Source organism: Anabaena sp. CCY 0017, assembly GCF_963920885.1.
In the GTDB taxonomy this organism is placed as follows: Bacteria; Cyanobacteriota; Cyanobacteriia; order Cyanobacteriales; family Nostocaceae; genus Nodularia.
In genome coordinates, this window is sequence record NZ_CAWUDG010000014.1 from 123,959 (window position 1) to 135,723 (window position 11,765).

General features: G+C 42.5%; 12 protein-coding genes. 8 read left to right on the forward strand and 4 right to left on the reverse strand.

The features are described from left to right. Positions 1-9: 9 nt before the first annotated feature. Positions 10-1,476, reverse strand: a complete 1,467-nt coding sequence (ffh, locus tag ACM0OW_RS17100; RefSeq protein ID WP_414551354.1) for a signal recognition particle protein — start codon at positions 1,474-1,476, stop codon at positions 10-12. 367 nt (positions 1,477-1,843) lie between these two features. Next, the gene (locus tag ACM0OW_RS17105; protein WP_414551355.1) at positions 1,844-2,311 is read right to left on the reverse strand and encodes an N-acetyltransferase family protein; all 468 of its coding nucleotides are present in this window, start codon (positions 2,309-2,311) and stop codon (positions 1,844-1,846) included. A gap of 228 nt (positions 2,312-2,539) precedes the next feature. On the opposite strand from ACM0OW_RS17105, the gene ACM0OW_RS17110 reads away from it, so the two are divergent. Continuing rightward, complete coding sequence (locus tag ACM0OW_RS17110) at positions 2,540-2,950, forward strand: hypothetical protein (protein ID WP_414551356.1); 411 nt, start codon at positions 2,540-2,542, stop codon at positions 2,948-2,950. A gap of 8 nt (positions 2,951-2,958) precedes the next feature. Here the strand turns inward: ACM0OW_RS17110 and ACM0OW_RS17115 are convergent, their stop codons facing one another. Continuing rightward, complete coding sequence (locus tag ACM0OW_RS17115) at positions 2,959-4,314, reverse strand: aminopeptidase P family protein (RefSeq protein WP_414551357.1); 1,356 nt, start codon at positions 4,312-4,314, stop codon at positions 2,959-2,961. 70 nt (positions 4,315-4,384) lie between these two features. On the opposite strand from ACM0OW_RS17115, the gene ACM0OW_RS17120 reads away from it, so the two are divergent. Both ACM0OW_RS17120 and ACM0OW_RS17125 read left to right on the forward strand, forming a co-directional pair. After that, positions 4,385-5,182: a PhzF family phenazine biosynthesis protein gene (locus tag ACM0OW_RS17120; RefSeq protein ID WP_414551358.1), complete on the forward strand. Its 798-nt coding sequence runs from the start codon at positions 4,385-4,387 to the stop codon at positions 5,180-5,182. Positions 5,183-5,275: 93 nt separating this feature from the next. Next, positions 5,276-5,713, forward strand: a complete 438-nt coding sequence (locus tag ACM0OW_RS17125; RefSeq protein ID WP_414551359.1) for a DUF4332 domain-containing protein — start codon at positions 5,276-5,278, stop codon at positions 5,711-5,713. A 41-nt stretch (positions 5,714-5,754) separates the two neighbouring features. Here the strand turns inward: ACM0OW_RS17125 and ACM0OW_RS17130 are convergent, their stop codons facing one another. Beyond that, positions 5,755-6,369 (reverse strand): TetR/AcrR family transcriptional regulator, encoded by a 615-nt coding sequence (locus tag ACM0OW_RS17130; protein ID WP_414551360.1) that lies wholly within the window; start codon positions 6,367-6,369, stop codon positions 5,755-5,757. A gap of 152 nt (positions 6,370-6,521) precedes the next feature. On the opposite strand from ACM0OW_RS17130, the gene ACM0OW_RS17135 reads away from it, so the two are divergent. The 5 genes from ACM0OW_RS17135 to ACM0OW_RS17155 all read left to right on the forward strand — a co-directional run bounded on the left by ACM0OW_RS17135 (position 6,522) and on the right by ACM0OW_RS17155 (position 11,566). Next, positions 6,522-8,150, forward strand: coding sequence for a M16 family metallopeptidase (locus ACM0OW_RS17135; protein WP_414551361.1), 1,629 nt, complete (start codon positions 6,522-6,524; stop codon positions 8,148-8,150). A gap of 3 nt (positions 8,151-8,153) precedes the next feature. Further along, entirely contained in the window at positions 8,154-9,701 is a 1,548-nt protein-coding gene (locus ACM0OW_RS17140; RefSeq protein ID WP_414551362.1) for a M16 family metallopeptidase, read from the forward strand. A gap of 249 nt (positions 9,702-9,950) precedes the next feature. After that, positions 9,951-10,211 (forward strand): hypothetical protein, encoded by a 261-nt coding sequence (locus ACM0OW_RS17145; RefSeq protein WP_414551363.1) that lies wholly within the window; start codon positions 9,951-9,953, stop codon positions 10,209-10,211. A 708-nt stretch (positions 10,212-10,919) separates the two neighbouring features. Continuing rightward, a complete protein-coding gene (locus tag ACM0OW_RS17150) occupies positions 10,920-11,156 on the forward strand; it encodes a hypothetical protein (protein WP_414551364.1) in 237 nt (78 codons plus the stop codon). 161 nt (positions 11,157-11,317) lie between these two features. Further along, a complete protein-coding gene (locus tag ACM0OW_RS17155) occupies positions 11,318-11,566 on the forward strand; it encodes a hypothetical protein (RefSeq protein ID WP_414551365.1) in 249 nt (82 codons plus the stop codon). The last annotated feature ends 199 nt before the right edge of the window (positions 11,567-11,765 follow it).

An 11,765-nucleotide genomic window follows, 5' to 3' on the forward strand; every position in this document is an offset into this window, starting at 1 on the left:
TAACAAACTCTAGAGAGTGCCGAAGCCCTTCTTCTTTTTATCTTTGTTCTTTTTCTTTTTCGTGCTAGCAGCCGTATTATAACCCCGCCAGCCAGGGGCAGAGGGACGATTACCATCACCGCCAAAAGGATTACCCATACCGCCGCCGCCAAACATTCCTGGCATTCCCGCCGGCATTTGACCTTGACCCATTTGCTGCATGAGAGTTCGCATTTTTTGGAAATCAGCTACTAATTTACTCACATCTGGCTCTCTGTAACCAGAACCCTTAGCAATCCGCCGCCGCCGACTAGGAGAACTTGCCAATAAATCGGGGTCTTGGCGTTCTAGGCGAGTCATGGAGTTAATCATGGATTCGCAACGCTTGAGTTGGGTTTCGCCCTGCTTGAGTTGGTCATCTGAAATCTTGTTCATTCCGGGAATCAATTTCATGATGCCTCCCAGTGAACCCATATTTTTCAGCATCCGCAGTTGTTTGACAAAATCATTAAAGTCAAACTTTGCTGACAGGATTTTATCCTGCATTTTCTCAGCATCGGCTAGATCAAATTCTTCCTGAGCTTTTTCCACCAGGGAAAGAACATCACCCATACCCAAAATTCGGGAGGCCATGCGCTCAGGATAAAAAGGTTGTAGTGCTTCGACTTTTTCGCCTACACCCACAAACTTAATCGGCGCTCCTGAAATCTGTCGGACTGACAGCGCCGCACCACCACGGGTATCCCCATCTAATTTGGTCAGAATCGCCCCGGTAATGCCGATTTTGTCGTGAAAGGTGCGAGTCAGATTTGCTGCCTCTTGCCCAGTCATAGAGTCTACAACTAGCAAGGTTTCATGAGGTTGGACAGTAGCTTTAATCCGGGCTAATTCCCCCATCATGTCTTCGTCAATTTGCAGACGACCAGCCGTGTCAATAATTACTGTATTAAAACCTTCGGCTTTGGCACGTTCTACACCTTGACGGGCAATTTCTACAGGGTCGGCATCGCTGCCCAATTCAAAAACCGGAACGTCGATTTGTTTACCTAAAGTTAGCAATTGGTCAATAGCTGCGGGGCGATATACGTCTGTCGCTACCAACAAACAACTACGATCTAATTTTCTTAAATGTAAGGCTAATTTAGCTGTAGCTGTGGTTTTACCAGTACCTTGCAACCCAGCCATCAAAACGATTGTGGGCTTTTCTTCGGTTTCCGCCAGGGGAACATTCTCCGCCCCCATCACCCGCACCAATTCATCGTGAACAATTTTGATGAACTGTTGGTCAGGTCGCACACCAGCCACGACATCAGCACCTTGGGCTTTTGTTTCGACTTCGCTGATAAAATCTTTAACTACCTGGAGATTGACATCGGCTTCCAATAAGGCGCGGCGCACTTCCCGCAAAGCGTCTTGAATATTGGATTGAGATATTTTGTCCTGTCCCCGTAGTTTCTTCCAGGCACTTTCTAAACGGTCAGATAAAGCATCAAACATAATGTAATTACAGGTAATTCGCCAATGAGTCAGCCTGAACCGCCCAGGTTAAATGTTTTTTGGGCGATTCAGAAGTTTCGGTAAAATTTTAACGTGCTATTTACAGCTTAATAGTTTTCAACGCGAGTTGAGCAACCAGATACCACGGATAACTCAAAGTATGGTGAGGTTAATTGGTAGAGGTTTGACTTTTAGCGATCACCTTGTCCGTGATCAGTTGGGTTATGTGCTAATTATGACTCGTAAACAAGGGTTAAAAGAACTTAGCTATAGTTGCACTTCATATATTGGAACCTCACCCCCAACCCCTCTCCTTCTCCCAAAGGGAGACGCTGCGCGAAAGTAAGGAGAGGGGAGATAAAGCACATTAGATTTCCATGAGCATTTCCATTGTGGTTAACCGAAAACCACAGGATTTAAATAACTGTCGCGCGCTTTCATTAGCTGCTACTGTATCTAATCGAATTTGCTTAATTCCCATTTGTTGGAATCGTTCAACACTCATGTTTATTATCTGTGGTGCAATACCTTTTCTGCGATATTCAGGTTCCACCCAGATATCATGAATAAAGGCAAATTCCTGTAAACTATAAATTGGTAGTTCTGGCTCTACTGTTGCTGCTAAAAATGCTACCAGCTTTTCTTGATCTTCAGCTACCAAAAATACGCTGCGCTCTTTATGCGGTAGTCGGGTTAACCATTTTTCATATTGCTGTTCTGGATGCGATCGCAAACCATATTTAGCAGCATCCCAAGACTCATGTAAAGCACAAGTTTTGGCTAACATTGGTAAAACTGCGGGGACATCATCTATTGTCGCAGAGCGGATCAGCATCGGCTTGATTATCTATGCTTGAAAATTGAATTTTTGCGAATTTCTGCCAGCGTTGCATCTGCCAAAAGAAGTTTCCTAATTACAAAATAATTTAACCAAATATCCCAACCTCACCCCCAACCCCTCTCTTTCGTCTTTATACTTATACTTTCGTTGAGATTGGCAATAGGCTCGTCAAACTGTGAGAAAATGTAACTTTATGCCAAATTTTGGATTAAAGTCAATTTTATGAAAAAGAACTACGTTTTACTGACTTTAGCTTTATTGACTTGCGCTGCTGCACCTCAAAAAGCTTTAGCAGATGAGGTTTGGACAACGGAAGAATATAATGTGGTCTATCAAGAGGATCGCAATAAAACTGCTGTGTGGCGCTATGGTCGCGATGGAGTTATCTTCATTGATGGTTTAGCAGGAGTGTTCACAGACAGAGGTTCATATAGTGGCTATTGGGTACAAAACTCTTCATCGGTACGTTGTGATACCTATAGAGAAGGGGCTGATGGTAAACCTACTTATCATTGGGGTAAATTTGAAATAAGTTTCATTGATCCAAATTTCCCCTCTCGTTGGCAAGCTGATATTAGTCTTTGCGATCGCAATCCTGTAATGACTTTAAACGGTACACCTGTGACAAAATAATCATTTGCTTATTTTAGGCTTGTTTCAATGGCGATCGCCTGACTAGGTAAAGCATCTGTCAAAACTTCCCTGCCTGATTCTGTAACTAAAACATCATCTTCTATCCGTATTCCCCGCACATCGGCAAATTCAGCTAAACGCTGCCAATTGACGACATTTTCATATTTTGAGCGCACATTAACATCATTTAAAATTGCTGGTACTTGATAAAATCCCGGTTCAATTGTGACTAACATTCCTGGGCGTAAAGGACGATTTAAACGCAGGTAGCCCAAGCCAAAGCGATCGCTTCTGGTTCTTGCCTCTTCATACCCAGCTAAATCCCCCAAATCTTCCATATCATGCACATCTAAACCCAATAAATGACCAATTCCATGAGGAAAAAACAGCGCATGGGCATCCATCTCAACTAAATCTTGGGGATTTCCTTGTAAAATGCCTAAATCTACCAAACCTTCAGCGATGACTGTAGCGGCTAATAAATGAATGTCTCCATACTCCACACCTGGGCTGATTTTGGCAATGCAAGCATCATGAGCCGCCAGTACTACATTATAAATATCTCTTTGGGTAGATGAAAACTTACCAGATACAGGCCAAGTCCGGGTAACATCACCAGCCCAACCCATTGCGGTTTCCGCACCAACATCAGCCAGAATTAAATCACCTGGTTGCAGTGAATGGTGATAATGTTCGTTATGCAAAACTTCGCCGTGAACGGTGACAATACTGTTGTAAGAAGTGGTCATATTTTCACCAATAATCACCGCTTCCATCGCCGCCCGCACTTCTGCTTCTCGTTGGGCTTTTGGTGTCGCTGCTATCCCGGCTTTATGCGCCGCAACAGTGACAGCCGCAGCTTTTCGCAATTCAACTAATGCGCCTGCATCATGGGTAAGACGGAGCGAAATTATGGCTTTGGCTAATTCTAAATCAATTCCCTGGGGCGGTTGTTGTGGTAATACCCACCTACTTAATAACTGTGTTTGCTGTGTCCAAGTAGCTGCATTCTGGACGGGAATTGTGGCTACACCTTCTAGATATGATTCTAATTCTGCCATTGGTCGAGCGGTATCAGCGCCTATTTGCTCGGCTATTTGCTCACGGGTGGGCATTTCTCCATGCCATAGGGCGCTGCTGGGTGTGGGATTATCTATGAATAGTTCTAGTTTGCCTGCTTCTAGGCGAATGGCGGCGTTTGGTAATGGTAAGCCGGCGAAGTAGAGGAAATGGCTACTGGCGCGAAATGGGTAAGTGTTGGCGGGGAAGTTGCGGGGGTTGGTGTTTCCTGACCACAGAATTGCGGGAAAGTTAATTAGGGTGGCTAGTTTTTGTCGGCGGTGGTGTAAGGTTTGTTTGAGCATGATTTAACGCAGAGGGGCGCGGAGGTAAGCGCAAAGGTTCGCGGAGTGGTTATTTTATTTTAGGTGAGTTATGGGATTGGTGATTTTTCAGGTTGATGCTTTTACAAATAGGTGTTTTGCGGGGAATCCGGCGGCTGTTTGTGTTTTGTCTGAGTGTCGGGATGATGCTTGGATGCAGAATGTGGCTCAGGAGATGAATTTGTCGGAAACGGCTTTTTTGCTGCGACAGGATGATGGTTTTAGTTTGCGTTGGTTTACTCCGACTGTGGAAGTTCCTCTGTGTGGTCACGCAACTTTGGCTAGCGCTCATGTTCTTTGGTCTGACGGGTATTTGTTACCGGATGAGGTGGCGCGTTTTTATACTAAAAGTGGTGTTTTGATTGCTGAATGTTTGGGTGAGTGGATTTCGTTAGATTTTCCGGTAAATTTATCTCAGGAAACAGTCGCACCTGCGGAATTAAGCGAGGCTTTGGGTGTTGGTTGTAAGTCTGTGGTGCAAAATTCTCTGGGGTATTTAGTCGAGGTGGAGTCTGAGGATTTGGTACGACAAATGCAGCCGAATTTTCAGCTATTGAAAACTTTGTCCATACCTGATGTGATTGTGACTAGCCAAACTCACGCCGATTCTGAATATGATTTCGTTTCTCGGTTTTTTGCACCGGGATTAGGTATAGATGAAGACCCTGTAACCGGGGCGGCTCATTGCTGTTTAGCGGCTTTCTGGCGCGATCGCCTGTATAAAGATGAGTTTTTGGCTTTTCAGGCCTCCCGGCGCGGTGGAGTGGTGAAGGTGCGCTATTCAGGAGGCGATCGCGTGTTGCTCTCAGGACAAGCAGTAACTGTAATGCGGGGTGAATTATTTACGTGACATACTCCGCGTACCTCTGCGCTAACCTCCGCGCCCCTCTGCGTTAAAAAACGTTAGGATTAACTCCAAACATAGCCATACTCAACCTTGCAAATGCCCGCCAAACAGCCAAATACTAAAACTCCCATGACAGCTTGTGACTGGCCAATTGAGCAACTACCTGGAATAACTGAGGTAGAACAAGCCAAACTGCAAAACTGTGGCATTATTACCACAAAACAGCTAATTCAACAAGGAAAAACTGCTGAAACTAGGGTAAATTTAGCCAATAAATTACAAGTTAATCTGCAATATGTAAATAAATGGATCGCCTTAGCCGATTTGGCGCGTATTCCTGGTATAGGAATGAAATATTGTGGTTTATTGCTGCATTCTGGTATTGCTTCTGTAGCCCAACTAGCTCAAACTCCCACCCATAGATTGCACCAACAAATTATGCGCCTACAGGTATCAACAACGCAGCGACGAGACTTGTGTCCAACCATTGATGTAGTACAACAATGGAGTCAACAAGCAAAACAAATCACCTAAAACTCCTTCATCCGCGTTTATCGGCGTTTATCGGCGTTCAATTATTCTTTAGCCAACACACCATTAAGAAAGATATCAGCCAAACCTTCCGCCATTTGCTGCATTTCTTGGGGTGAAGCATCTGGAGCCATTAAGGTATTGTTAGAAAAACCTGCGATCGCAAACATTCCCAAAAATACCTTAGCCACTAATTTAGCATCAGTTTGGCGATAAATGCCTTTATCCATCGCACTTTGAAAGAAAGCTTCGGCGACATCGGTCATTTTACCAATGACTTCTTCTTGAATGCGATCGCGCAAATCTGGATGAAACTGCACCTCCATGAAGCAAACCTTCATCAAATCTACATTTTTATGTAAATTCCACATCCGACGGCGCATCACTTGAGCGATCGCCTTATAACTGCCCATTTCACTCAACTCTGTCAGCAAATCTGTTAGAATATCCACCCAGCCAGTAGTAGCTACTTCCACTAAAATAGATTTTTTATTGGGAAAATAACGAAACAAAGTCCCTTCAGCAACATTTGCTGCTTGGGCTAAATCACGGGTGGTAGTACCATCAAATCCCTTAGAGGCAAATAACTTCTGTGCCGCTTGTAAAATGCGGGTACGTGTTTGTGCTTCTGAAGTTGCAGGTGAATTAAAAACTCGCATAAGAATTATTGTGTGATATTCGGAACGCAGCTTGTATCATTATTGTCTAACGTTCAGGTACAAAAAGCACAGAAAGCTTAATACAAGGTTAACGCCTTGTTTGTTAATTAGCATATTTCTCAGGTAGTGGAACTTTAATTTTATTGTCGCTTATGAATCAGCCCAGTCGTTCAATTTTGGATTGGTCAAATCAAGTAACTATCATATTGCGTCGGCTCGTGACCATTTTGATGGTACTCGTAATTTGCTGGTCGGGGTTACTTCCAGACATGGCTATAGCTCAAACTCAAACGGCAAATCCTCTGCAAAGAATTCGGCAATTTCGTAAAACCCCACCAGAGACAAGTTCAATTCAACCGTATTTAGATCGGGTAATTGACCAATTAACGGAGTTTCGCCTGGATAATGGGTTGAAATTTATCGTCTTAGAACGGCATCAAGCCCCTGTAGTTTCTTTTCTGACTTATGCTGATGTCGGTGGTGTAGATGAGCCAGATGGACAAACTGGTGTCGCCCACTTTCTAGAACACTTAGCATTTAAAGGCACAACACGCATCGGCACAAAAGACTACGAAGCTGAAAAGCTTTTACTCGACCGCTTAGAACAGTTAGATGCCCAAATTAGAAGCGCAAAAGCCAATAATAAACAAGATGATCTGGCTGAATTGCAAACTGAGTTTAAGCAAGTAGAGTCCCAAGCCGATGCGCTGGTTACACAAAACGAACTAGGGCAAATTGTCAACCAAGCAGGAGGTGTGGGTTTAAATGCTACGACTTCCGCCGAAGCAACTAAATACTTTTACAGTTTTCCTGCTAATAAGTTGAAACTGTGGATGTCACTGGAATCAGAGCGATTTTTAGAGCCGGTGGTGCGTCGCGAGTTTTACAAAGAAAAAGATGTCATTCTAGAAGAACGGCGGATGCGGGTAGATAATTCTCCTATCGGGATGATGGTGGAGAATTTTATTGATACTGCTTTCACAGTTCATCCCTACAAACGACCTGTGATTGGTTACGAAGAAGATATCCGCAATCTGACACCGGAAAATGTGCAGAACTTTTTTGACGCTCACTATGTACCCAGTAATTTAACCATTGCTGTGGTTGGAGATGTTGACCCGGTAGAAGTGAAAAGACTAGCAAAAATTTATTTTGGCCGCTATCGAGACCAACCACAAGCAAAGTCCAATATTCCGGCTGAACCACCACAAACACAAACACGAGAATTTACCTTAGAACTAGCCTCTCAGCCTTGGTACTTGGAAGGCTATCACCGCCCATCAGTTACTCATCCCGATGATGCAGTCTATGAAATTATTAGCGGTTTATTAAGTAATGGCCGCACATCACGTTTGTATAAGTCTTTGGTAGAACAGCAGCGTTTAGCATTAAATGCTCAGGGTTTTAGTGGCTTTCCTGGGGATAAATACGCAAATTTAATGTTATTTTACGCTCTTACTGCTCCGGATCACACTGTGGATGAGGTAGCAGTAGCTTTGCGACAAGAAATTGACAAATTAAAAGTTGAACCTGTGGCGGCGGCTGACTTGCAACGGGTAAAAACCCAAGCACGGGCGAGTTTGTTACGTAGCCTGAATTCCAATATGGGGATGGCGCAGCAGTTATTGGAAGCAGAGGTGAAAACTGGTTCTTGGCGGAATTTGTTTAAGCAGTTAGATAACATTTCGGCGGTGACAACTGCGGATATTCAACGAGTAGCTAAGGCGACTTTTACACCAGAGAATCGCACAATTGGCAAGTTGTTGTCGAAACAAGGATAAGAGATGAACCGCACAGACATAGAGGACAGGTTGAGTAAGAGGCAGATGGGATTAAGAATGTTCAACTTTAAATTGACGGTGGGTAAAAGTAAGTGGCTATTTTATAGTTTGATTCTGGCTGTTGCTTGTTTATTGATTAGTTTTAACTTTTCTTTGGCAGCGACAGCAGCAGCGAAACATTACACTGAGTTGGAACTCGCACCTTTACCTGAGATTAAGTTACCGAAAAATGAGCGCTTTGTCCTCAAAAACGGTTTGGTTGTCTATTTGATGGAGGATCACGATTTACCGTTGGTGAATGGTACGGCGATGATTCGGACAGGCGATCGCCTCGAACCAGCTGATAAAGTGGGACTAGCTGGTTTTACTGGTGCGGTGATGCGGACTGGGGGAACTCAGAAGCATACGGCGGATCAGATCAATCAGATGTTGGAACAACGCGCCGCTAGTGTGGAAACTGGTATTGGTGAAGCCTCCGGTAGTGCTGGTTTTGAGTCTCTTACCGAAGATTTAGAAACGGTGTTTGATTTGTTTGCTGAAGTACTAAGAGAGCCTGTATTTGACCAAAAACAGTTAGATTTAGCAAAAACTCAGGCTAGGGGTGGTATAGCCCGTCGTAACGATGATCCAGATGATATTGCTAGCCGAGAATTTCAGAAGTTAATTTATGGCAAAGATAGCCCCTATGCTCGCATCACTGAGTATGCAACGCTGGATAATATTTCTCGTGAGGATTTAGTCAAGTTTTACCAGCAATATTTTCATCCCAATAATATGATTTTGGGAATTGTGGGGGATTTTGAACCGCAAAAAATGCGATCGCTCATTCAAGCTAAGTTTGGCGATTGGAAACGTTCCCCCCAAATGACTCAACCCCAGTTATCAGAAGTAAAGCCAGCTAATACAGGTGGTGTATTTTTCGTCGATCAACCACAACTAACTCAGAGTAGTGTATTGATGGGGCATATCGGCGGTAAATTTAACAGTCCTGATTATGCCGCCCTAGATGTCTTGAATGGGGTATTAAATGGATTTGGTGGACGCTTATTAAACGAAGTGCGATCGCGCCAAGGATTAGCTTACTCTGTATATGGCTACTGGAGTCCTCGCTTCGACTATCCAGGAATGTTTATTGCCGGCGGACAAACGCGATCGGATGCTACAGTGCAGTTTGTTCAAGCCTTACAGACTGAAATCAAGCGTATCCAAGCCCAACCTGTTACCCCCCAGGAACTAGCTTTTGCCAAAGAGTCCACCCTCAACTCCTTTGTATTCAACTTTCAAAACCCGGCTCAAACCTTATCAAGATTGATGCGATACGAATATTACGGCTATCCGGCTGATTTCTTATTTCGCTATCAAAAAGCAGTAGCCGCCACCACCGAGGCTGATGTGCAACGGGTAGCACGAGAATACCTCAAACCAGAACAACTGGTGACTCTAGTTGTGGGGAATCAGACCGCCATTCAACCGCCATTAACACAGCTAGCTGCATCGGTAACGCCCATAGATGTGACAATTCCCAGTTCACAAACACAGGCGCAGAATTAAAACTTACTGAGAGACGCGATGTATCGCGTCTCTATGCGTAGGTAAAAAACCCAATATAAAAAACTGTTAATACTAGAAAAATGTTACTTTTAAAGACACAATTACTTGAGTATTGTCCAGGAAATCATCAAAATATATTGACTTTTTTCAATCAAATTGCAAAATATAAAGCATGGGTTATAATTTTGCAGCACAATCCTTTTCCAGGTCTTACTAAGTTGCACTGTAACTATTTAAGGAGTAAATTACATGGCCAGGATAGAAATCTATAATTTGTACCCTAGTAATGACCAAAAGCTTTTTAATGAAATCACAGAAGAGGAAATGAAGACTGTAGAAGGAAGTGAAGGAAACACAGTCATAGCAGGCATCAACGAGATAAATGATCCCTCTTTAGCACATACATTAGATCAAAATCTTGATAATCTTCTTGTTCACCTGAGAACCCAAATGGGTGTAGTAATTGTTGGTGCTAGGACTCAATTTAATCAAGGATTCAATTCTTTTTAATTAATTTTTATAGTTACAAGAATCATCTATTTTTGGTTGATTTTATTGATATATAGACAATTTTCTATATAAATTCATCTTGATAAAAATTTCTATCGTCTGTGAGGCTCAGATCCCTGACTTCTTCAAGAAGTCGGGGATATTTATTTATGAATAAATTAAATATGATTCCTATATTACAGCGACTATTAAATCTACATTTTGTATGTTGCAATTATTCAAAAAAGTATTATTATCAACTAAAACATATAATTCATCAAGGATAATTTATGTTTTCACAAAGACAAAATTCTTGAATATATGTCTTTTTTAGGATGAGTTTAGCCTTGACTTTCTAGTTTTCAATCAATAAAAATGACAGTATCAGTTAAGCAAACACAGCTTGATTGCTTACCGATTTCATTTACCAGCGACAAATGCTTGAGGAGCTAATATGGCAAACATCAAACTAACCAAACTAGCCGAAGTATTTGTTACGGTTTATGCCATTGGTCATGTTACCGAGTTAGCCAAGTCATTCAGCCACGGATACTAATGGCTTCAGGTAACTAGTAAGCTATCAAGCTCTTGCGGATTAAAGCTAATAAGTAATCTATGTGATTAACATGGACTTTCTTAATTATTAATAATCCCTGAGAGCCAACCAGCTTAAACAATTTTCTGTAAACTTGCTTAATTGCGACAAGACAAGACTGTTAGGAGTAAATCATGGCTAATATTACACTTTCCGAACTACACGCTGCTGGTTCTGAATTATTCAATGATTCTGAAAGTTTCTTGAATGAATTCAGCGATGTAGACTCCATTTCCGGTGGAAACGTTGGTTACGCTGGAGGAGTCAGCAACCCCGCAACATTAATGAAGCTAGCTGAGGCATTTGTGACTGTATATGCTATTGGTCACGTGACCGTGTTAGCTAAATCATTCAGCGCAACCGGCATTTAATAGTTCTGGATCACTACAGAGCTTGATGGTTTTCCAGGGATTGAAGGTAAAAAGCTATCTATGTGAATAACATGAGCTTTTGTTATTACCAATTATCCCTGTGGTCTAGCTAAATCTAAGCAATTTTCAGTTCATTACAACAAGTCTTTTAGGAGAAAATCATGGCAAATATTACACTGTCCGAACTACACGCTGCTGGTTCTGAATTGTTTCAAGATTCTGAAAGTTTTCTGAATGAATTCAGCGATGTAGATTCCATCTCCGGTGGTCAAATGGGCTACGGTGGTGGAATAGGCGCTCAAGTTGCAGTCAGCGATCCTAAGACACTGACTAAGCTCGCTGGGGCATTTGTGACTGTATATGCCATTGGTCATGTAACTGTGTTAGCCAAGTCATTTAGTGGCATTTAATGACTTCGGGTAACTGCTGAAATTGATGGCTCTTTAGAAATTAAAGGTAAAAACTAATTTATGTGATTACCAATAATTTCTAAGAGCCGACTAGACACCATCTTGATCTTCACTGAAACTAACAAGTCTCCACAAGTTCACAAGTTCACAAGTCTTTTAGGAGTACATCATGGCTAATATCACTCTTTCTGAATTACAC